This is a genomic window from Helicobacter sp. T3_23-1059 (assembly GCF_053654515.1).
Map to the genome: position 1 here is coordinate 1 of NZ_JBSIUV010000035.1, position 22,853 is coordinate 22,853.

The following is a 22,853-nucleotide window of genomic DNA, read 5'->3' on the forward strand; positions in this document are numbered from 1 at the left end:
AAACAAATTTTGGATTACCACGATTTGACGCAGTAAAATCTCGCAATGACAACATAAATGCAGATTCTGCATTTTGGCGCAAAATTCGCAGAATCACACACAATTTCGTAAAATCTACTACAAATCTCACCCTTTATTTTCAATCAATTCTTGCCATTTTTGGATTACCATCGATTGTGAGAATCTCTCGCTAACTCGCCGTTTAGATTCTGCGCCAAATGCAGAGCGCAAATTTTCATCGCTCATTAGCGTGATTAAGTGCTTTGCGTAACCCTCCAAGTCATTATCGCTCACCAAATAGCCACTTTTGCTATGCGCGATAATATCGCTAGGTCCTGTGGCGATGTCAAAGGCGATACAAGGCAAGCTGTAGCTACTCGCCTCCGCCAAAACCATACCAAAGCCCTCAAAGTGCGATGCCATCGCATAGATACTTGCCCCCAAATATTCGCGCTCTATTTCTTTGGTAAATGGCTTTATGATTATAGAATCTTGCAAGTTTAGGGATTTGATTTTGGACTCTATTTCGCTTTTTAGGATTCCATCGCCTACGATTATGAGTTTCCAATGTGCGTTGTCTTGTTTGCAATTTGCCTTTGGGTATTCATTTGAATTATTTTCGCATAAAACTTCGCTCGATGGACGATTTAGTCCTATCTCGCTTGTTTCACGCGAAAATAATCCAAAGCAACACCGCAAATCCTTCGATTGTTTGCTTGGCACATTAGATTCGTCATTGCGAGAATTTGACTTGTCAAATTCGTGGCAATCTATGTTGTTGTCATTCTGAGCGAACGCAGTGAGCGAAGAATCTCCATTTGTAGATTTTTGAGATACTTCGCTATGCCCAGTATGACAAGGTGTGGATTGCCACGATTCCGCTGACGCAGAATCTCGCAATGACGAAGTGTCGGCAGATTTGCGCAAGGACGGATTATTTATCATTTCTTGCACTATTTTCCAAATATCAATCAATCGCAAGAAGCCTTTTTCGCTTGAAAATCGTCCCACGCTTAGCACCACTTTTTGGCGATAATCCGTGCTTTTTTGTGGGATTTGTGGGATAAAGTTTGGGATTGTTATGACACATTTATGATATTTCTGCCAAATATCAATTTGGCTCGCAGGATAGATTAAATAATCAAAATGTTTTAGCTCTACAAAAAAGCTTTTTGGTTGGTGGATAACCTGAAAAGCAACGCTTGTATGCAAAATCTTAATGTATTTTGTGTGCTTATTTTTATGCAGTGGCAAGTAAAGATTCCACGAATTATCTACCACAAAATCATAATGTTTTCTAGCGATAAAATCACTTAGCATATACCGCAAAACATCTTCACTGCGAATCTTTGTGCCTTTAAAAAACAAGGATTTTATTTTGAAAAGCAAAATTTTAGTTTGAAAGATTTTGATTTTATGTCATTTTTACAAGTCGGGTGCGGATAAAAATAGACATTTATGCTAGATTTTAGAGTAAAAGGCAAAATCTTACTACTATTTTTTAGGCTACATATATCAATCTGCCCCCCAATTAGCGATTCTTGCAAAGCGTTTGCGAGATTTATTATCACGCGTTCTGCCCCGCCAAATACGCTTATATCATCGCCAATCAAAAGAATTTTCATTTTGTATTATCTTGCTAATTTTTCTCTTTATTGATGAGTTTGCCTTTGCCTATCCAAGGCATCATTGCGCGGAGTTTTTCGCCCACACGCTCGATTCTATGATTTGCCAAGTTTTTGCGCTCTGCATTCATTCGCGCATAGCCAGCCTTGCGCTCTAAGATAAAGTCTTTAGCAAAGCGTCCGTTTTGGATTTCGCTCAAAATCTCTTTCATCGCCTGCTTAGATTGCTCGTTGATTACGCGTGGTCCGCTTACCATATCGCCATACTCTGCGGTGTTTGAGATAGAGTAGCGCATATCCGCTAGCCCGCCTTGATAGATTAAATCTACAATGAGTTTTAGCTCGTGCAAGCACTCAAAATACGCCATTTCTTCAGGGTAGCCAGCCTCTACTAATGTCTCAAATCCCGCTTTGACAAGGCTCGTTACGCCCCCGCATAGCACAGCTTGCTCGCCAAATAAATCTGTCTCGGTTTCATCTTTGAATGTCGTCTCGATGATACCGCTTCGCCCGCCACCGATAGCGCACGCATAGCTTAGCGCGATTGCTTTGGCATCGCCTTTTGAGGTGTCTTGCTCCACCGCGATTAAATCAGGGATTCCCCCGCCAGCGACAAATTCGCTTCGCACCGTGTGTCCGGGAGCTTTTGGAGCTACCATTATGATTCCTATGCCTTTTGGTGCGGTGATTTGCCCGAAGTGAATGTTAAATCCGTGCCCAAAAGCGATGATTTTATCCTCGCTTAAATGTGGCGCAATGTCGCGGGCAAAGACATCAGCTTGCAACTCATCAGGGATTAAAATCATTATAATATCCGCTTTTTTGGTCGCTTCAGGCACTTCTAGCACGGTAAAGCCCTTTGCCTTAGCTTTTTCCCAGCTTTTGCCGCCTTTATACAGCCCGATTATCACCTCTACGCCGCTATCGCGCAGATTTTCCGCGTGGGCGTGTCCTTGCGAGCCAAAGCCGATGATTGCGACTTTTTTCTTTTGGATAAGGGCTAAATCACAATCCTTGTCGTAATACACCTTTAATGCGTTTGATTTTGATTGAGAACTCATTGCAATCTCCTTTTTAAGTTTAAATTTTAAAAACAGATTTTGGATTATAGGGCAATTTTGTTTAAATTTGTTTAAGAAGCAAATAAATTAACAAAATTTTCTTAAAAACAACTAAAAAAGTCAATGTAAATGCAAGGTAAAATCGTTGCAAAATTAGCCTAAAATCGCCATAAAATAAACATTAAATAAAATAGAGTTAAGAATTTTTAAGTAAAATCTTTAGCCAATGCGTAAAGCATAAGCCAAAAAGGCATAACGCCAACGCAAAAATAAAAAACGCGACAACCAAACAACTTCTTAACCATAAAAAATCACAACCACAAATAAAGGCACAAAATGAAAAAGCAGTCAAAAAAACCAAAAGATTTTATCAATGATTCTGCCAAATCCACCCAAAATCCCATACTTGATGAAAAAGCTCTAGACAATGAAATCCGCTTTATTTTAGAGATTATGCTAGATATGCTTAGGCAAGTTGATAGCGAGGCTTGCGAGCATTTTTTGACGCTAAATAAAATCCTACTTCAAAACAACGAACATTCTATCAAACAGCTAAAAAACGAGCTAGAAAAAATCTCTCAAGCAGGCAAAACCCCTGAAATCATCAAGGCATTTTCGCTTTATAATATTTTAATCAATATCGTAGAAGAGCGTTTTAATATTGATTCTGATAAAAGCCTAGAGCGCATAAAGGCGACTTATGAGGGGTTATTAAAAGAGGGCTTTGATAGAGGGGATTTAGACAAGGTGCTAGAATCTATTTGTTTTTATCCTGTTTTCACAGCACACCCCACAGAATCTAGACGGCGCACTTTTTTAGAAGCACATAGCGAAATCACGCAGGATTTGTATAAATTGTTTGAAATAGGCGAGCTAAAAGCAAAGGAGCATATTCAATATCGTTTGCGACTTTTATGGCAGACAAACCTTGTGCGCACGCAAAAAATCGAAGTTCTTTTTGAATTAGATAATTTGCTTTTTATCGTGGAGAGTTCGATTTTGCCTGCTAGCCAAAAGGTGCTTTGGTATATCGAAAAAATGCTAAACAAACCACTGCCTAGCTCGCCTATACATCTAGGAAGCTGGATAGGTGGGGATAGAGATGGCAATCCTTTTGTAACAAATGAGCTAATGACAGAAGTGATGAAAATACAGCATAAATTTATCATAAACTACTACATAAAAAGGCTAGCAAGATTGGAGCGGGAAATGTCGATTAGCACAGATTTTAGTAGTATCTCATCAAGGCTAAAAAAATCATTGCAAAAAGAAAGCGGGATTTTGAGTGAAAAAACGCTAGCCACTTATGCAAATGAGCCATTTCGAGCCAAAATCCACATAATGATAAAAAAGCTAAATAATCGCTTAGTATTTGTAAATGCGCCCGATAGCATAAACCAAACTTATGCTACGCCTAGCGAGTTGCTAGAAGATGTCGAAATGCTAATTGAATGCCTTGATGAAGTATCTAGCAAATATTTGCGACAATTTAGGCGTTTTGTCCTGCTTGGTGGCTTTCATCTTATGCAGTTAGATTTTAGAGAGCATAAAGATGTGTTTATAAACGCCATTAGTGAGATTTTTTGTCTGCTAGGCGTTTGTGATAATGACTTTATGACTTATGCAGAATCCAAAAAACTAGAAATACTTGATAAAGCCTTAGGAAAGCCAAAAATCGAGCTAGGAAGCCTACTAGAACGACTAAGCGAAAAAACGCAAGTGGTGGTAGAAATTTTTATGCGCATCGCGTGGGGCAAAAAATACATTGGCGAAAACATATTGCGCACTTTTATTTTATCTATGACAACTGATGCTAGCGATTTGCTAATCGTGCTTTGGTTTGCAAAGCAGACAAATCTATGGAAACCAAGCAAAGAAAATAAAGAGCCAAACTTGTTAGATTCCCTAGAATCTAACCCCGCCACAAACATTAACAAATCGATTTTTTCTAAAACCTGCATAGATTCTAGCAAAAATCCAAAAACTCGCGCACGAATCGCTATTACGCCATTATTTGAAACCATTGATGATTTAGAAAGGGCGGGGAGCATTATGCAAACGCTTGTGGCAAACAAGCATTATGCGCATTATTTGAGAGACATTGGTATGCGACAAGAAATAATGGTGGGATATTCGGATTCTAGCAAAGATGGCGGAATCTTTACTAGCAATTATAGTCTCTATGTCGCGATAGAATCGCTAAAAAGATTAGAAGAGCAAATCGGCATTGTTTTTGTGCTATTTCACGGACGCGGTGGAAGCGTCTCTCGCGGTGGTGGCACGCTAGAATCCGCTCTTTTAGCCTCCCCACCAAAAAGCGTGCAAGGTTTTCTAAAGACAACTGAGCAGGGCGAAATGATAAGCTCAAAATACCTAAACCGCTCAAGCGCGCAGTTTTTCTTATCCTCTACGATGAGTGCGTTGCTAAAAAAATCAAGCTATGATTCTTTTTGTGCAGGGGATTTAGATTTAAATGCAAAAACGCTACTTTTAGACAAAAAATCAAATAAAGACATATCACAAGTGCCCATCATCAAATGCGCTCTAAGCAATCCACACCACGAAATAATGAAAAATATCTCTGCTGTGTCGCATAAAATCTATCGCGATTTAGTATATGAGAGTGCGGGTTTTATTGATTATTTTAAATCTGCTACGCCCATAGCATTTATCCAGCAGCTAAATCTAGGCTCGCGTCCTAGCAAACGCAGAGATACCACGAGGGTAGAGGATTTGCGTGCGATTCCGTGGGTGTTTGCTTGGACGCAAAATCGGGCGATTTTGCCCGCGTGGTATGGGCTAGGTAGCGGGCTAGAATCAATAAACGACATTGCAAAACTGCGTGAATGCTATCAGCAAAGCGAATTTTTTGCCGCTACGATTAGCAACATTTCGCAAGCCTTTTTGAAAGTGGATTTATCTATCGCGGCGCAATATAATAGCTTTGTAGAAAATGATGAAGTTAAGCAAAGTATTTGGCAAAAAATCTGCTTAGAATACGAAAAAACAATGAATATGCTTGTAAAAATACGCGGGGAAGAAAGATTGCTAGATAGCGAGCCTACTTTGCAAAAATCAATCCTTTTGCGCAATCATTCTGTGATGATATTAAACTTTTTGCAAATCGAGCTTATCAAAAAATATCACAACGCAAGCTATGACACACAAAAAACAAGGCTTATGGAGCAAATCCACTCCACAATCATAGGCATCGCACAAGGGCTTCGCAATACGGGCTGATTTTGGTGTATTTGGGTAATAAAACAAAATCTAAAACATACAAATGCAAGATAAAAAAGTGAGAAAATATGGCAAATGATTTTGCAAAAAAACGATTTATACTAGGCATTAGCGGGGCTAGCGGGGTAAAGCTAGCTAGAGGATTTTTAGCCCATATTTTAAATGATTTTGAAGTGCATATCATCATCTCAAAAGGTGCGCTAGAGTGCGCAAAATATGAGCTAAAATGCAATGAAAATGAGCTAAAAAAATATCTTTTAGAATCGTGTGATTTAGAGAATGTAAAATCTAAAATACATTCTAGCAAAGCAAAACCTAACAAAGCAGATTCTACCAAAAGCAAAAAATCTTACATTTATGATGATAGCGAAATAGGCGCGCCTGTGGCTTCTGGTAGCTTCCAAGCCCAAGCTATGGCGATAATCCCCACAAGTATGGATACTCTAGCAAAAATTTCTTGCGGAATAAGCGATACATTGCTTACGCGTGCTGCAAGTGTGATGATAAAAGAGCGAAAAACACTCCTGCTAGCACCACGCGAAATGCCACTAAATGCAATCGTATGCGAGCAAATGAGAAATCTTGCCACGCTTGGCGTTATCATCGCACCTCCCATCATCGCGTATTATAGCTACCCCAAAGATTTAGCAGAAATGGAAAATTTTATCTATGGAAAATGGCTAGATATTTTGGGAATCCAACATTCACTTTTTACTCGCTGGGGAGATGATAAATAACAAATTGTACATTTAACTTATCCCAAAAATGACAAGTAACAATAACCAAAAAGCATATAAATGCCATAATAAATTACCCAAATCAACAAGACACAATGATAAAAAACGCGATTTTGTTATGCCTTCATAAAATCACTTGCCAAAATCCCCAAAACTATATCCAAATTCTAAGCTAGCGATAAAATTATGCGTGTGGGCATAACCCAATGTATGCGAGATAGAATCTGTGCTAAATCGCTTTACGCCCACTTGTGCCGAATCATCTAAGTGGCGATAAATAAAATTGAATTTTGTGTAGAATGTATCATAAATTATGCTAAAACTTGCTTTTGTTTCGTGGCTATTGCGTCCTAAAATCGCGGAATTTCTGCGCGTTATTGCAAGGGTGTCTTGATTTTTGCGTTCAATGAATTGATATGCTCCATATACGACATAGCCGTAATTAAGTGAATATTCTAGTCCAAGTTTGTTTATATGCTTAGCACCATTTATCCCCACACCAAGCGTAAAAAGTAGCGTATCAGGCATACTATTTCGCAATCCATAATTATCCAAATGAAACGAAGTAGAAAAATGTAAGATAAACGGATTTTGCCTAGATTCTCCTAGTAAGTCGCTAAGATTTATGCCAGGGTAAATTTGCAATCCTAAAAATCCACCAAGCACATTTTTAGATTCTGCTAAGATATTAGTGATTTTTTGCTCTCCTAAACCCCCGCTTATATCCCCGCCAATACTAAATCTACTCCGCCAATATAGCGATGATAGGCTAAGAAATCCTCCGCCATAGTTGATTGTTGGGTGTTGGTAGTTAGCATAATATGTGCCTATACCGATTTTTGAAGTGCTACACCAAAATCCTTTTGCATCTTCTGTGCAAATATATTTCGCGGATAAAAAAGTAGGCAAAAATCCTAAAAATAAAAAAGTAACGAAGTTTTTTAATGGGGTATGATATATAAGCATTTGATTATTCCTTAGCAACCAAAGATAGCAAACAGGAAGTGTTCCCTTGCTTGCTATCGTAACAATAAACATTTATTATAACAAAAAATGCTTATTTATTCCCAAATTCAAAATAAGGCTCAAAGCTACCATCTACAATCCAAGATATAGCACCGATACCAAGTCCTGTGAGTAATATAGGACAAAATTCGCCTTTAACTTCTTCCAATTCTTGTTTGGATAGAATTTGCACATTGAGTTTCGTTACTTCTGTTCCAAACAAAAAGTTAGAATCCTCTTGTATAAATTTAGATTCCGCAGAATCAACGCTTGCTGAAAGTCCGCTAAAGCCTAAAAAGACACTTAGACTTAAAATAGAAACTAGTCGTTTTATAAAACACTCCTTCAATGGAATTTTATTTTGCCACTCGTCATTGTTTTTTGAGTGGCGAACAAATGCTAGCAATTTTTTATTTACTTGTCAAGTAAAATGATTATGTTTTTCATAATTTGTTATTTTGACTAGATTTTTGAGAATCAAAAACACCTAACATTGTTATACTGAAGGTTTTGATAGAAGTTAAAAAATCTCTCTTGTCATTGCAAATAAAACTAATCGTGGCAATAAACCTGAATTGTTAAAAGACTTTACAAAGCACATATAATAAGATTGCCCCACGCACAATCTAGCGATTTTGCTCGCAATGACAACGGTATAAAAAGTTATTAGTTTAGCTTTTGCGGAAATATGCAATCAAGCAGGCTATCAATATAGGCATTTTTATCAAAGGCTAGCAAATCTTCTTTTTTCTCCCCTACCCCGATAAACTCCACGCGCAAACCCAAAATCCGCGCTATGCTAAAAATCACGCCACCTTTTGCGCTACCATCTAGCTTGGTAACGATAGCAAAATCTAGTGGCAAGGATTCTCCAAAAATCTTTGCTTGATTTAGCGCGGCACTACCTTGCGTGCCATCTAGGATAAGCACGCATTGGCATTTGCCTTTTTTGATTCCGTCATTTTCTAGGGCTTTTTTAGATACGCGCAATATTTTTTCAAGCTCCGCTTTTAGATTTGCTTGATTTGGCAATCTCCCTGCGGTGTCGATTATGATATGCTCTATGCCCTTTGCTAGCCCCGATTGTATCGTGCTAAAGGCAAGTGCGCTCGGATCGCTCCCCTCTTTTTGTGCGATGACAGATATGCCTAGCTTCTCGCCCCATAGTTTTAGCTGCTCGCTAGCTGCTGCGCGAAATGTATCGCCCGCACCCAAAAGAGTGGATTTTCCTTGAGATAAAGAGTGGGCTGCTAGCTTTGCTATGGTGGTGGTTTTGCCTGCACCATTTACGCCAATGATAAGGCTTACTAGCGGATTTTGTGCGGTGGCGTTTGATAAATCATTAAAAAAGCTATTTTTTGCAAAGTCGTTTTGATTTTGCAGATTTGTTGTATCTTGGATATTTTTTACATTATCAAAATCTAAAATCGTTTCAAATTCTTTTTTTAGCTCGTTGCGAGAGATTTTGCTAGGGAGGCGAGATAGCATTTCCTCAATGATTTCATAGTCTATATCACATTCAATTAGCACTTCTTCTAAAGCATTTTTTTCGACCAAATTGCTAGAATCTTTTGTAATGATTGAAGCGATATTTTGCGCAGTTTTGTTTAGAAAGCGTAGCATTTTTAGTCCTTTTAAGGAGCATTATTTGTCGTTACAAAAAGGCTATTTTAGCGACTAAGAGAGGCAATATCACTTGAAAAAATCTCTTCAGGGATAATCCCCTCATAATCTTGGAAAAATATTTGAGATTTATCAAACAACACAAAGTAAGGCAAAGCAGGGAGTTTGCTAGATTTTGCGATTTTTGCAGAATCTTTTGGAGAATCTTTCGTATTTTGATTTTGACTAAGTTGCTCATTTAAGTCTTGTTTGGTGCTTGTGCTAGCATTTTGGCTAGGCATAACATTGCTAATACTTTTAAAATCATTTTGAATGCGTGCATTTTTGTTTGCCACAAGCAAATCTAAAAGCTCATTTTCATTGCTTGATTTTGGGTTTAGCAAAGGGAATCCAATCTCATATTTTTTTTGCAATCCTGCTAGAGAGTTTTCATCGATTTTTTTTGCTAGCACACCTACAATCATTGCTTTAGATTCTGCGTCCAAGCGGTTTAGATGCTCATAATACCTCGCACAATCATCACAATCTATATCCATAAACACAAGCATAATAATGCGATTTTGCGCCTTGCTATTTTTTTCTAAGATAAGTTTTTCTTTTAGGTTTTTGGAGTTTATAGGAGTATCTGTGTCGGCAGGATTTGAAAGTAGAAGTGGCGTCTGTATGGCAATATCATAACTAGAATCTAGCGAAGTATAAGCAAAACTTTTTTGACTTACTTCGCTATTTTTGCACCCTTGAGATAAAAAGCCAAGAGTGGCAAAAAGTAAAAAAATAGCACTTTTTTGCGTGATTTTTGTAAAAAATTTCATAGTCAAATCCTAAAATAAAATCTTACCCAAACGCTAAAATCTAGCCCAAAATCTAGTGGGCAAATTCCACCGCTCGCACTTCGCGGATTACGCTTACTTTGACTTCGCCCGGATAGTTTAGATTTTTTTCTATCTCTTTTGCGATGCTTTTTGCTAGCACGATACTTTGAGAATCATTTATCACATCTGCGCGCACTATTACGCGTAGTTCTCTCCCCGCATTGATTGCATAGGCTTGTTTTACGCCTAGCTTATCAGTGGCGATTTTTTCTAAATCCTGCATACGATTTAAAAAGCTCTCTAGCACTTCTCTTCTAGCTCCAGGGCGAGCCGCAGATAGCGTGTCAGCGGCACACACAGCTGCTGCCTCCACAGTCTCAAATGGTTCGTTTCCGTGGTGGCTCATTATAGCATTGATTACCACAGGGTGTTCTTTGTATCGTCTGCACACTTCCGCGCCTAGCGTTACATGATTTCCCCCGCCATTTTCTATCGTCAAAGCCTTGCCTATATCGTGGAGTAGCCCTGCGCGTCTTGCTAGCTTTTCATCGCCACCAAGCTGGGCAGCAATGATTCCTGCTAGATTTGCCGTTTGTATAGAGTGCCCAAGCGCGTTTTGCCCAAAACTCGCTCGATAGCGCAACTTTCCAATAAGCCTAATAATCTCAGGATGCATATAATCAAGCCCCAAATCAAGCACCACGCTTTTGCCCTCCTCTTGCACTTCTGTATCCATTTGCGCTTCTATGCGCTCATAGACTTCCTCGATTTTGGCGGGGTGGATTCTGCCATCTTCTACAAGAGTGTTGATGGTTTTTACTGCGATGGTTCTGCGGTAGAGATTAAAACTGCTTAAAATAATCGTAGCAGGCGTATCATCAATGATAACATCTACGCCACTTTTTAGCTCTAATGCCTTGATATTTCGCCCCTCTTTGCCGATGATTCTACCTTTCATCTCATCATCTGGCAGGGTTATGACATTGATAAGTCGCTCGGAGGCAAACTCGCCTGCATAGCGAGTAGTGGCTTGGGCTAGGATAAAATTTGCGATTTTTTGTGCTTCCTCTTTTGCTTCTTTTTCATAACGGCGAATAAGATGGGCTTTATCATTGATTAGCTCATCTTCTAGGTTTTTTAGCAAGATTTTTCTAGCTTCATCTTTGGTAAGCCCTGTATAGTGGCTAAGAGTTTTATTTAGCTCTTCGATTTTGTCTAAATATTGCTGTTGGATTTTTAGCTGGCTATCTTTTTGGAGGGATAGACTATTTAGCTCTAAATTGATTTTATCTCTCTCTTTTTTCAAATCCTCCGTCTCTCGCTCTAGCCTATCTTTGAGTCGATTTTCCTTGCATTCAAATTCATACGCTTTGCGCTTTAGCTCATCATTCATACTATGAACTTTGCTTTTGTATTCTTGCTCTAATTGCAACTCCCGCTCTTTTGCTAAAAATTTTTGCTTATCAAGCAGGGCTTGCGCTTCTAGCTCGATAGCACGGGCTTTTGCTTTTGCTTGAGTGAGCAAATGAGTAGAATCTAAGCTAGCGATTTTTCGGCAGACAAAAAATACCACTGCTCCTACCAACACCCCGAAACCTAAAAAACTTAATAAAAGTATCCACGACATTATTAAAACCTTTTTTTTGTGATTTTCCAAATTTATAGCTTAAATACATACTAGTTTTTATGTCAAAAGCCTCGCCCAAAACGCGCTTAGAAATATATAGATTTTGGCTTACAAATATTTTGCATATTTTTTGTGTCTTGTATCTATCGTGCGGGTGGGTAGCAAATACCCTATCATACATTCCCTTCCCCATACCTATTCGTGCAAAATCTCTATCAATCCCAAGTGCTGGGATAAGTGCAAAATCAATATTTCTTGGCATATACGAGCTAAGGCTTGGCTCAAAAATTCCTAATGTATTTTTTACTAAAGGCAGTCGGTATAATAACATTTTAAAGTTAAGCCCCTTTATAGTTGGCAAAAAAATTCTTTTATTTTTGTTTTTTTTAAGTTTTTTTAGCAATGGCAAGATATTTGCCTCAAAAGGCAGGGGATAATAAAGCAAAATATTTCTAAATCGTTTTTGGGACAAAATCCTTTCTAGCAGGGCATTTAAATGGCGATTTGAATAGGATATTTTACAAGCTGTCTTGATTGCGCTAGATTTTGTGCAAAAATCTTTGTCAAAATCTTTGTAGTCTTGGTGGCAATCATTTTTGCTAGATTTTGGAGCAAAATCTATGCGAGAATTTTTGCTAGATTTTGTGTTTATTTTTTGATTAGATTTTATGTGGGATTTGATTGCGCATCGAAAATCAGCTTTTGTTTCAAACGCGCTAGATTCTAACGCACAAAATGGTAGATTTTGTCTTGGTAGATTTTGCTTGCCTAGTGTTTTGGTGTCTTGCATTTTGTGGGTTTTTTTCGCTAGATTTTGATAGATTTTGCATTTTAGTGCGCAAAATCATTTCACAATTTCAACAACTTCTTTAGAATCTTTGCTATCTTTTTGGCTAGATTCTAGCCCATCATTTTTTATTTTTGTGATTTTTAGCCGTTTGATTCTAGCCCCATCCATTTCTAGCACGACAAATTCTACGCCATCTTGGCTAAGGCTATCCCCCACCATAGGCAATCGCCCAAGCAAATTAAACACATATCCACCGATAGTTACTTGCTCTAAATCCCCTTGAAATTCGATACCCATAAGCTCCTCTACGCTTTCTAAATCAAGCATACCATTTACCTCATAAACCCCATCGCCTACGCATTTTGTCTCTTGATTTTTTAAGTCGTGTTCATCGGTTACATCGCCCATCACTTCCTCGATAATGTCCTCCATCGTAAGCAGTCCTGCTGTGCCTCCGTATTCATCGATGACTAGGGCTATGTGGATTTGCTCTTTGTTCATCATTGTTAGGATTTGAGAGATTCTAGCAGTTTCTGGGACGATTATCATTTTGCGGATAATGCTCTCCAAATTTGGCTTAGATTTTGATTGCGCCGAGCTAATCAGCAAATCTCGTATATGAATCATACCGATAATGTTATCTTTTCCGCTTTTGCAGTATGGGTAGCGCGTGTGGTTTGTCTGCTTGATGATTGCGATATTTTCAGCATAGCTAGATTCTGCATTTAGGCATACCATATCTTTGCGCGGTGTCATTATTTCTTTGGCGATTGTTTCGCTAAAATCTACCGCATTTTTGATGATTTCCCCCTCATAAGAATCAATAAAACCACCCTTTAGGCTCTCCCCTACGATGATTTTTAACTCCTCTTCAGAATGTGCGTTTTCCTCCTCGCTTGCTGGCGTGATATGTAGCCTACGCAAGATAAAGGCTGCTAATGCGTCAAAAAGTTTGATGATAGGAAAAAAAGCGACAGAAAAATAATACAGCGGGTATGCCACAAAAAGTGCGGATTTTTCGCTTTTAGCTATGGCTATGGATTTTGGGACGATTTCGCCTAGCACGACATGAAGCAAGGTAATAAGCGTAAAAGCAATGATAACAGCGATACTATGGATAAGCAGTGGATTTTCCCCAAAAAAGTGCGCAAAAGGAATGGCAATAAGTCTAGCTAATGCAGGCTCGCCTATCCACCCAAGTGCTAGCGAAGATAGCGTGATACCTAGCTGTGTGGCAGAGAGATAAGAATCTAGCCGCTTTGTGATAGATAAAGCAAGTTTTGCTTTTTGGCTACTTTTTTGTAGCTCCTCTAATTTAGAGCGGCGCACTTTGACAATCGCAAATTCTGCAACAACAAAAAAGGCATTTAATAGCACAAATATCACTGCTAAAAGTAGCATAAAAACCGAATGGGACGGGTCCAAATCTAAACTCCTTAAATCCTAGATAACATAAAATCTAGGTTTTGGCTAGCATTTTTCGCTTTTTTAATAATACTTGCTTGCATAATCTTTTGCAAAATCATTTCACAAACCATCTTTTACAAAAAAGCAAAAAGATAACCAAAATAGCGTTTTGCTAGATTTTATTGTTGATTTTAAAGCTAAAAAGCTAAAAATCAACGCAAATTTTAAAGCTAAATCTTAGGATTATAGCACTAAATACTTAAAATCTAGTTAGCAAATGTTTTGATTTTAGCCCTAAAAAACAATCTGCAAATTGCTAACTTCTTTATGATGTCTAGCAATATCGGTAAATCGATGACGAAAGGTTTTGTATTTTTTTGCTAAAGAAGCACATAGCTCTTGAAATCTCTCTCTAGACAGCGCACTTGCCGCATCAATGCAGACTTCTAAAAACATCTCTTCTTTTGTGCTATGTAGCGCGTCTTTAAACTCATCAAAATACATTTTGACTTCCTCTTCCTCTTTGCGTTTGCGCTCTAAATCCTCTTGGATTTGGGTAAATAATTCCCCCAAATCGTGTATAGATAGCCCCAAAAGATAGCCTTTTTCAAAGCCATTTGACATTTCCAAAATCTGCTTAATAAGCGATATTTTCTCTTGGCTATTATCATAATACACGCGGTAAGTATCCTCTAGCTCTTTTGGCATATAATCCCGCACAATGTGGAGTTTCATCGAGGCGATTTCATAGATTTGTTGCAAGTATTTTTTGTCATTTGAGCGCGTATAGATATGTTTTAGCTCGATTAAATTGTCTTTTTTGTCGTAATAAAATTTTAAAAGCGTTTGAGCTTCCTCTGCGGGCAAAGTGCTTAGATTTCGCTCTAAGGATTCTAGCCATACTTCTTGGAGTTGGCTTCGCTTGATGCGCATCATTTTTTCTAGCTTGGCGATTTTGGTTTTTTTTGTTTTCATAAAAATCGTCTCTGCCACCTCGCGCACGGTGTAGTTTTCGATATATTCATCTAGCATTTCATAGATTTTGACATTATCCCCCTCGATGATTTGTGCTAGCTCGATTGGGATTTCTAGGTGCTGATATTCTTTGTGTAGTTCGTTTTTTTGTGATTGTGGGATAATATCGATTTGCTTTTTTGCTTGGTAGATAAATTCTTTTGATTTTTCCTCATACTCTTTTAAGATTTGCTTATCATTCATTGAAGCGATTTGCTCCTTTGTGTAGCCTTTAGATTTTAGATACGAAGTCATAATGTTTAAATCGTGGCTTGATAGCATTTTGCCCTCTTTTGTTAAAAGTTAAAATATGTTATGCAAATATGTTGTCGCTTACAAAATGTGCTTACAAAATATCCTTGCAAAAATAATGCCTTTTTACGCAAACGCAAAATCTAATCAAAATCTTATCAAATAATGATATATTTCTTTCATAATTTTTAGCCCATATTTTTGTCATAGGCTTTGACACAAAGGAGTAAAAATGGCAGAATTTAGACGATTTCGTAGATTAAGAAGTAGCCCTATTTTGCGTGATTTGGTGCGCGATACGCATTTAAGTTTGAGGGATTTTATTTACCCGCTTTTTGTCGTGGAGGGAAATGGCATAAAGCGCGAAATCGCTTCTATGCAAGGCGTGTATCAAATGAGTTTAGATTCTCTTTTATTAGAATGCAAGGAATTAGATTCTTTGGGTTTGCATAAAATCTTGCTTTTTGGGATAGTTGGCAATAAAGATGAAGTAGGAAGCGAGGCATTAAACCCGCAAAATATCGTGTGTGAGAGTGTGAGGGCTATCAAAAAAGATTTTCCACATTTTTTGGTAAGTGTGGATTTATGCTTTTGCGAATACACTAGCCACGGGCATTGCGGAATCTTAGAATCTAATAAAGCACAAAATCTAACTAGCGTAGATAATGACAAAACTTTAGAGATTTTAGCCAAACAAGCAATCAATCTTGCAAGTGCGGGCGCAGACATTATCGCGCCTAGCGCGTCAATGGATGGAATGGTGCAAGCAATACGCACAAACCTAGATAGCACAGGATTTTGTCAAATCCCCATTATGAGCTATTCTACGAAGTTTGCAAGCGCGTATTATGGACCATTTAGAGAAGTTGCAAACTCTGCGCCTAGCTTTGGGGATAGAAAATCCTACCAACAAGACATCGCAAATCGCAAAGAAGCCATAAGGGAAAGCCTAAGCGATGAGGAAGAGGGGGCAGATATTTTGATGATAAAGCCAGCATTGGCGTTTTTAGACATTGTGCGAGATGTGAGAGAGCGCACACTTTTGCCATTAGCCGTGTATAATGTCAGTGGCGAATACGCGCTAATGCAGGCGGGGAAAAATGCAGGGGTAATTGATTATGAAAAAATCGTGCTAGAAACCCTCACGGGATTTAAGCGCGCAGGAGCGGATATAATCATCTCTTACCACGCAAAAGAAGTCGCTACAATGCTAAAAAATTTTGGCTAGCAAGTATTTAGATTTTATCAAAAATTAAGGATTTGCAAGTGGCAAAAAGCACAAAAAAAGATTTTGTCAAATCTAAAGATTTCATAAAAAAAGATTCTGCTAGCACAAAATCTAGTGCAAAGATTGCGACTAAAAACATATCTGCCAAAAGAAAATCTAGCCACGAGAAATCTAACAAAAAAGAATCTAACCAAAAAAAATCTATCCCAAAAAAATCTAGCAACAAAAAAGAGGAAAAATCTATTCGCATAAACGCATATATTGCACAAAATTGCCCATATTCTAGGCGACAAGCAGATGAGCTAATATCCCAAAATCGCGTAAAAATCAAGCACAAAATCGCCACGCTTGGCGACATAGTCTTTCAAGGAGAAAAAGTCTTTATCGATGGCAAACTCATAAAAGAAAAAAATCAAGCCCATTTTAGCGCGATAGTCTATCATAAGCCAAAAGGAGAGTTAGTAAGCAGGGTAGATTCTCTCTCTAGGCGCGTGATTTATGATAGTTTGGGAGAGAAATTTAGGCATTTTGCGCCTGTGGGGAGGCTAGATTTTGCTAGTGAGGGATTGCTGATTTTGAGTGATTCTAAGCGCGTAGTAGATATGCTAAGCAAAAGTGCGCTAGAGCGCGAATACATACTAAAAATCGATTCTGCCGTGTCGCAAAAAATGCTAGACGCTATGCAAAATGGACTAAGCTTAAAAAATGCAAAAAAAGGTGCGCATAGGCTAAGCAAGATTACTGCTATGGATTTTGCGCCTTTTATTGAAGTGCAGATTATCAAAAATACGCGCTCTTTTTCGCGTCTAAAAGTAGTGATAAATGAGGGGCAAAATAGGGAATTGCGCAGATTTTTTGCACATTTTGATGCCAAAGTGCTAGATTTACGGCGAGTTAGATTTGGGTTTGTTAGCCTAAATGCTTTGCCTGTGGGAAAAACTCGATTTTTTAACAAACAAGAATACAAAGATTTGAAAGAATTTTTAAAAACATAAAGATTTTAGGCAAAAACATAAAATATTCTAATCAAAGTGTCCGTAAAATCATCAAACAAATTAAAATCTTAATCCCCCAAAGAATGAAAAAACCCTACATTAAAAGAAAAAAATCAAAGCTAGTAAAAGCGACATTTTGATATAGATTTTATGCAATAGCAAAATCAAAAGAGAAAAAAAGACAAGATTTGTAAAATCGTGGCGCAAAAATGATGAAAAATCATTTGTTTAGGGTGGATTTAGTTTTATAGATTTTGACAAAGATTATTTTTGCAAAATCTATAAACAAAGCTATTATTGCACGCCAGCATTATCTAATCTATTGTAATTATCACAGCCCTTGTATGAACCCAAATCACACGCTTTGCCATAGTATTGCTTAGCGATAGAGCGTTTTTGCTTCACGCCTTGTCCTTTGTCATACATTAGCCCTAAGTTGTAGCAAGAACTTGATTGATTTTCATTGCCTGCATTACACGAGATTTCATAATATTTCTTTGCGTTCAAATAATCATTTAATTTTTCGTAAGCGACTCCCAAAAAATAAGATGCGCCATTATCCCCCAAAACAATGTTTTTCAAAGTATGGTATCGCATCTCTATGATACCCTGCAACACCATAAACGCAGCCTACAGATACGCAACCATCTTTACCTTCATCTTTGCCACATTCTTTCACGCTAGCCAAACCATTATCAATCAATTCTTGACACGCACTTTTATCATTTTTTACACAATTATCTCTAGCCCTTTCAATCTCAGCTTGACTCATCGCAGAGTATCCCACGGTTAGCACACTTGCTAGGATTCCACATATTAAAACGAGTTTTTTCATTTTTTGCTCTTTTTTTTGATTTTGCACTTTATCAAAAAGCGTTTTTAGACAAAAAACGATACCACAAAACAAATAATTTTCTTATGAAGTTTCGTAGCAAGTTTAAGCACAAATATGGTTTTATGCCTAAAATATTTTCTAGTTGGCAAATATAGCTCGCGCTTTGTTCGCCCTCACTATCACGCTTTAATTCTTAGGCTAGATATAAATCAAGTTGAAATTATGGAATTATTAAAATCTTGCTAGAGTTATGATTGTTGTGCTATTAAGAATCTACAAAATGCGGAACACTGCATTAAATATATCTAGCTTTTTTTTGATTCTATCGACTCTAAGTCGCAATTTATGGATACTTACAAAGTTTCTAAAAACCCCACAAATATATCACTATACCTATACAAATGTATCACTATACCCAAATTTTCAAGTTCTTTGTAACGCCCTGCCTATCGGCATTTGCCCGATAGTTTTTCACATTTTCACAAAATCTACTAATTTAAAGATAATTTTTTAAAATCTTAAGAAACCCGCGCGACAAAAAGTTTTTCACATTGCCTAAATATTTTCTCTGCCTTAGAATATAAATTATTAAGCATTATTTCATTATTAAAATCATAGAAGTTTGCTCTTGCTAGCATATTTCTTATTATTCCTATTTGCGTGTTTTTGAAGTCTATTTGTGGATATTTTGGCTCATTTGTTTTTACAAAATCTAATATTTTTTGGCTCAAGACAACTTAAGACAAAATAAATGAGGCTTAAGTTATGATTATACTGATGAAAAACAAGTATATTGCTACACATAAAAACCTTTGCAAGAATTTAAGAGGCAAAAACAAGAGAGATTTTAAAAAAAGATTCTTAAATATTTTTCTACTTCGATTACGCTATTAACTTTGCAAGAGATTTAGATATTGAAGCGGTAAAAAATGCAAAATTAAGCAAAATTTCTTGCCAAAGTGTCAATAAATTTTGCAAAAATATTAGAATCTTAATCGCAAAAGAATGTGAAAAAATATCTAAAATGCAAGGCAAAATTGAAGTTGATAAAAGCTATTTTTGCTTCGTTTTGCTTGTAGCTACAAGCAGAATGGGCTATGCTAAACATAGATTAAGCAAATTTAAAGGAATCAAAAAAGAGAGTTTCTTACTTCATTTGAAAGAAACAGAATTTAGGTATAATACTCAAATTAAACAGCAAGATTTATATAAAATCTTGGCACAAAAATGATAAGAAATCAACCGCTTAAGTTGGATTTAGCCTAAAAATATTATCTAAAAATACTATAAGGATTTTATGCGTTTAGTCAATCATTTGGAGATAAAATGTCCCAACAATCTCAACAAACACAATCCCAACACGCTATTAAAGCCATTGATAAACGATATGACTTAAATGCACCATTTGCACCGGGAAGTTATATTGAGCTAGAAATATATCCTTCACAAAACCAACAACTACAATGGGGATTTATAGAAATAACAAGCCAAACAGAATTAGACTCTTTGTATAAAAATGTTTTTATGTTTGAAAAAATAAAGCACTTGCTTACAAATAATAAGCCTAATGCAACATACAATGTCAATGTATTCAAATATGATACCAAAGAAATCAATATAAATAAAATTACATTTACGCTACCGATAAATCGCAATAATGAAACAACTTCTCTAAAATCTTTTATTGTTGTAATTGTCTATCCAAAAAATATTATTGAAAATAGCAAGCATATTACACATATTTCACAAATTTGCCACATAAAACTAAATACGAGCTTTTGTGTGGGGATAGAAAAAGATAATGCTATCAAAGAGATCCAAAGAGATGGGCAAAGTAAAATGAAATATGGCAACATATTAAATAGCAACGATATAAACAAATGGAATCAATTAGAGCATATTTATAATCTAGCAGAAGCAGTAGCATTTTTAAAAGCATTGCCCAAAGAAGCAAAAGATGATTTTTCAAACTATGCTAGACAAAATCCACAAATCGCGTGCAAAATCGCTTATATTTATTATAGGTTTGATTTGGGGAATGAGGATTTTGTAGAAAGCATAACAAATGATAATGGGGAATATGTGAGTGATAGGGATAAATATATTCAATATTCGCTAGAAGTATATGACAACACCATAAATAAGTATAAACAACAAATCAATGAAAATTTTTGCAGGACACTGATTAAGAATTTGCTCGAAAAATTTAAATTACCACAAATTGACATAGAATGTTATGAACGAGAAAGAGGCTTTTTTGGCGAATATGATAAAAAAAACGCCACCATAACATTAAATAGTGCATATATAAAAAGCAAAAAACATATTTTAGATACTATATTTCACGAAATAAGACATTATTACATAAGCGAAAAAAAAATTGCCACAGCCAATATCATATTAAGATATTTACGAATATCTCATGATTTTTACATTGATGCTAATGATGATAATATTGATACAATATTTAAACAATTTGTAAAAAAAAGCACAGGAGAGCAAAATATTTATGCAATTCAACCAAGCGAAATAGACGCAAAGTATGTATCAGCACAGATTACAAATAGTATTAAATATAGGATATAACAATGACAGTAAAACCGCTAAACATTAAAGAATATCCATTTAACATTAGGAAAGATAAAACCATATATTTAGGAATACAAACAAATATAATATCTGTTGATGATAGGGTAAAAATGAGTTATTTTAACACTCGCTTTACGCCATTACAAGATTTTACAGCCACGCTTTATCTTGGCAAAATCATTTTTGAAAAAAACAAAAAAGGCATTTTAGCACCAAAATTTATCCCATCAAATCTCACAGATTCTAGCTTTGAAGGGCTAAATACATTTTGGCTAAATGAAATCAATAAAAAAGCAAAAAAACCTTTTAAATCTCTTGTATATTGTAGTGGTAATGTATGCAGAGCGAATTCTAGCTATATCCCCTACCAAAAAATCCACTACTTTAGGCACAAAGATAATATTGTTTTAACAAAAGAGCAAATCATCTCATATTTCACGCAATTACACCAAGAAAACACAGAATTTATCGCAAACTACATAGAATCAATAAACAAAAATCACGGCATTAAAGCCTATCATTTACACGATAAAATCTATGATGATTTATTATCAAAAGGAATCTTGCAAAAAGATATGTTTAAATGGTGGAGTAATGCCCCTAAAACCCCTTATACAAACGCTATGCTACTTACACTTGATTTTCTATCCAAAACCAATCAACCAAATCATAAAATCTTATTATATGATAAGTTGTTTTATGCGTATTTGGTGTGGAGTTTGAGAGAGTTTTTGATTCCATATTTTAGTGGTAGATTCCAAGATGAAAATCATTTACTTTTTAACGCAGGGGCTTATAAGGAACATTTTTATAATAATTTAACAAATGATTATGATGATGTTGATTGCAATTATGATATGAGCATAAAAAATCCTTATATAAAAAAATATCCAAAAGTAGAATTTATTCCTATGTTTTATCCAAATATATCGCCATTAGAATTTGAATTTGGGTATATTGAAGGCTTTGTTAATCTTAAGAAGTTTTATTATAAAGAGCGAGATTTACCAAAATCAAAAGGCTACGAACAATACTCCCCAAATATCGATATGAGTGATTTTTGCAATGATAAAGAACCTTGCTCTTTGCGAGAGGATATATTTAATAAAATTACAAAAGTTAAACCCTCCCCACTAGGCAAATACTATTTTGAATTAAGCGATAACAAAAGCGTATATATCGAATTTTTCCCTAGAATCTATCCTAGCATCACAAACCCTCCAAAAGGCTGGAGTAAAGAAATAATGCAAAAACTAGATTTGAGATTGAAGTAAAGGATAGTATGATGAAAATAAAAATCGATAGATTCTGCTGTTTTTTACTAGCGATATTGTGTTTTGGTTGTAAAGATGTAGAAAATAACGCAACGATAAGCACGGCAGATAAAGAATGGTTGATTCGCCCTGTAGCGAACTATTATTATAATCCAGCTTTATTTTTTTCACAGCTTTATTTCGCTGAGACTCTAAATCATAATGAGCTAAATTCGCGCTTACAAAACATAAAAGAAATGACTAAACAGCAACATTTAGATTCTATTGAAAAATTAAAATCTAAAGTCAAACAATTAGGTAGAGATTATAATTTATGTATTTATGGCAACAAAGGCACACAGCAAAAACTACGAACAAATAACACAAAATGCACACAAGAATATTTAGACAAAATAAGTAAAGATTTATATTTAATGCTTATATTGTATGGAATCTATATTTTAGATGAATTTTTACAAAGTGATAAAGTATGCGAATCTATGGATACATTATTTACTCAATCACAAGAAACTTATTTTTTAATTAGGATAATGATAAATTTTTATAATAAAGAAAAATATGCAAAATATGGCGAGGCATTTCATAAACTTTATGAAGTGTTTTACACATTAAGCAAAAAGTCTAGTGATAAAGTAAATAAATATGAGCGTAAAAATGGAAAATGCAATATAAACAAAGCTAATTTTCCAATTATATTTATGCTAGAGTAGCATAATACGCAAAGGTTAAATTATGGACA

20 protein-coding genes and 1 pseudogene are annotated in these 22,853 nt (G+C 36.1%); 8 read left to right on the forward strand and 13 right to left on the reverse strand.

Annotated features, from left to right (window positions below; genetic code table 11):
- Positions 1 to 126: 126 nt before the first annotated feature.
- The 3 genes from ACWIX0_RS09515 to ilvC are packed head-to-tail and all read right to left on the reverse strand — an operon-like array spanning position 127 to position 2,686.
- Complete coding sequence (locus ACWIX0_RS09515; protein WP_454173790.1) at positions 127 to 1,320, reverse strand: glycosyltransferase; 1,194 nt, start codon at positions 1,318 to 1,320, stop codon at positions 127 to 129.
- A gap of 53 nt (positions 1,321 to 1,373) precedes the next feature.
- Positions 1,374 to 1,625, reverse strand: a complete 252-nt coding sequence (locus ACWIX0_RS09520) for a hypothetical protein (protein ID WP_454173773.1) — start codon at positions 1,623 to 1,625, stop codon at positions 1,374 to 1,376.
- A gap of 14 nt (positions 1,626 to 1,639) precedes the next feature.
- Positions 1,640 to 2,686 carry a ketol-acid reductoisomerase gene (ilvC, locus tag ACWIX0_RS09525; protein WP_454152181.1) on the reverse strand — a complete coding sequence of 349 codons (1,047 nt, stop codon included), beginning with the start codon at positions 2,684 to 2,686 and terminating at the stop codon, positions 1,640 to 1,642.
- A 336-nt stretch (positions 2,687 to 3,022) separates the two neighbouring features.
- Between ilvC and ACWIX0_RS09530 the strand changes: the two genes are divergently transcribed.
- Positions 3,023 to 5,926 carry a phosphoenolpyruvate carboxylase gene (locus ACWIX0_RS09530; protein ID WP_454173774.1) on the forward strand — a complete coding sequence of 968 codons (2,904 nt, stop codon included), beginning with the start codon at positions 3,023 to 3,025 and terminating at the stop codon, positions 5,924 to 5,926.
- A gap of 68 nt (positions 5,927 to 5,994) precedes the next feature.
- Positions 5,995 to 6,663, forward strand: coding sequence for a UbiX family flavin prenyltransferase (locus tag ACWIX0_RS09535; RefSeq protein WP_454173775.1), 669 nt, complete (start codon positions 5,995 to 5,997; stop codon positions 6,661 to 6,663).
- A gap of 132 nt (positions 6,664 to 6,795) precedes the next feature.
- Here ACWIX0_RS09535 and ACWIX0_RS09540 read toward each other — a convergent pair whose 3' ends face one another.
- From ACWIX0_RS09540 to ACWIX0_RS09575, 8 genes are all read right to left on the reverse strand, one after another.
- Positions 6,796 to 7,629 carry a hypothetical protein gene (locus ACWIX0_RS09540; protein ID WP_454173776.1) on the reverse strand — a complete coding sequence of 278 codons (834 nt, stop codon included), beginning with the start codon at positions 7,627 to 7,629 and terminating at the stop codon, positions 6,796 to 6,798.
- Positions 7,630 to 7,720: 91 nt separating this feature from the next.
- Positions 7,721 to 8,017 (reverse strand): hypothetical protein, encoded by a 297-nt coding sequence (locus ACWIX0_RS09545; RefSeq protein ID WP_454173777.1) that lies wholly within the window; start codon positions 8,015 to 8,017, stop codon positions 7,721 to 7,723.
- 317 nt (positions 8,018 to 8,334) lie between these two features.
- Positions 8,335 to 9,291, reverse strand: a complete 957-nt coding sequence (gene ftsY / locus ACWIX0_RS09550; RefSeq protein ID WP_454173778.1) for a signal recognition particle-docking protein FtsY — start codon at positions 9,289 to 9,291, stop codon at positions 8,335 to 8,337.
- A gap of 47 nt (positions 9,292 to 9,338) precedes the next feature.
- Complete coding sequence (locus ACWIX0_RS09555; protein ID WP_454173779.1) at positions 9,339 to 10,103, reverse strand: hypothetical protein; 765 nt, start codon at positions 10,101 to 10,103, stop codon at positions 9,339 to 9,341.
- A 52-nt stretch (positions 10,104 to 10,155) separates the two neighbouring features.
- Positions 10,156 to 11,730, reverse strand: a complete 1,575-nt coding sequence (gene rny / locus ACWIX0_RS09560) for a ribonuclease Y (protein ID WP_454173780.1) — start codon at positions 11,728 to 11,730, stop codon at positions 10,156 to 10,158.
- The gene (locus ACWIX0_RS09565; protein ID WP_454173781.1) at positions 11,645 to 12,520 is read right to left on the reverse strand and encodes a 5-formyltetrahydrofolate cyclo-ligase; all 876 of its coding nucleotides are present in this window, start codon (positions 12,518 to 12,520) and stop codon (positions 11,645 to 11,647) included. The genes rny and ACWIX0_RS09565 overlap by 86 nt, the downstream gene beginning before the upstream one ends.
- Positions 12,521 to 12,574: 54 nt before the next feature.
- Positions 12,575 to 13,945 (reverse strand): hemolysin family protein, encoded by a 1,371-nt coding sequence (locus tag ACWIX0_RS09570; protein ID WP_454173782.1) that lies wholly within the window; start codon positions 13,943 to 13,945, stop codon positions 12,575 to 12,577.
- A gap of 276 nt (positions 13,946 to 14,221) precedes the next feature.
- A complete protein-coding gene (locus tag ACWIX0_RS09575; RefSeq protein ID WP_454173783.1) occupies positions 14,222 to 15,223 on the reverse strand; it encodes a hypothetical protein in 1,002 nt (333 codons plus the stop codon).
- A gap of 202 nt (positions 15,224 to 15,425) precedes the next feature.
- Between ACWIX0_RS09575 and hemB the strand changes: the two genes are divergently transcribed.
- Together hemB and ACWIX0_RS09585 are read left to right on the forward strand one after the other, a co-directional pair.
- Positions 15,426 to 16,421, forward strand: a complete 996-nt coding sequence (hemB, locus tag ACWIX0_RS09580) for a porphobilinogen synthase (RefSeq protein ID WP_454173784.1) — start codon at positions 15,426 to 15,428, stop codon at positions 16,419 to 16,421.
- Positions 16,422 to 16,663: 242 nt separating this feature from the next.
- Positions 16,664 to 17,416 carry a pseudouridine synthase gene (locus ACWIX0_RS09585; protein WP_454173791.1) on the forward strand — a complete coding sequence of 251 codons (753 nt, stop codon included), beginning with the start codon at positions 16,664 to 16,666 and terminating at the stop codon, positions 17,414 to 17,416.
- Positions 17,417 to 17,710: 294 nt separating this feature from the next.
- On the opposite strand, the gene ACWIX0_RS09590 is transcribed toward ACWIX0_RS09585, so the two are convergent.
- Together ACWIX0_RS09590 and ACWIX0_RS09595 are read right to left on the reverse strand one after the other, a co-directional pair.
- On the reverse strand, positions 17,711 to 18,037 hold the full coding sequence (locus ACWIX0_RS09590; RefSeq protein WP_454173785.1) for a tetratricopeptide repeat protein: 327 nt from the start codon (positions 18,035 to 18,037) through the stop codon (positions 17,711 to 17,713).
- On the reverse strand, positions 17,973 to 18,323 hold the full coding sequence (locus tag ACWIX0_RS09595) for a PDZ domain-containing protein (protein ID WP_454173786.1): 351 nt from the start codon (positions 18,321 to 18,323) through the stop codon (positions 17,973 to 17,975). The genes ACWIX0_RS09590 and ACWIX0_RS09595 overlap by 65 nt, the downstream gene beginning before the upstream one ends.
- A gap of 1,024 nt (positions 18,324 to 19,347) precedes the next feature.
- On the opposite strand from ACWIX0_RS09595, the pseudogene ACWIX0_RS09600 reads away from it, so the two are divergent.
- From ACWIX0_RS09600 to ACWIX0_RS09615, 4 genes and pseudogenes are all read left to right on the forward strand, one after another.
- Positions 19,348 to 19,517 (forward strand): annotated as a pseudogene (locus ACWIX0_RS09600) (IS1595 family transposase); the annotation flags it as partial.
- Between the two features lie 60 nt (positions 19,518 to 19,577).
- Entirely contained in the window at positions 19,578 to 20,837 is a 1,260-nt protein-coding gene (locus ACWIX0_RS09605) for a hypothetical protein (protein ID WP_454173787.1), read from the forward strand.
- Between the two features lie 2 nt (positions 20,838 to 20,839).
- Positions 20,840 to 22,114, forward strand: a complete 1,275-nt coding sequence (locus ACWIX0_RS09610) for a hypothetical protein (RefSeq protein ID WP_454173788.1) — start codon at positions 20,840 to 20,842, stop codon at positions 22,112 to 22,114.
- Between the two features lie 11 nt (positions 22,115 to 22,125).
- A complete protein-coding gene (locus ACWIX0_RS09615; protein WP_454173789.1) occupies positions 22,126 to 22,824 on the forward strand; it encodes a hypothetical protein in 699 nt (232 codons plus the stop codon).
- Positions 22,825 to 22,853 lie beyond the last annotated feature (29 nt).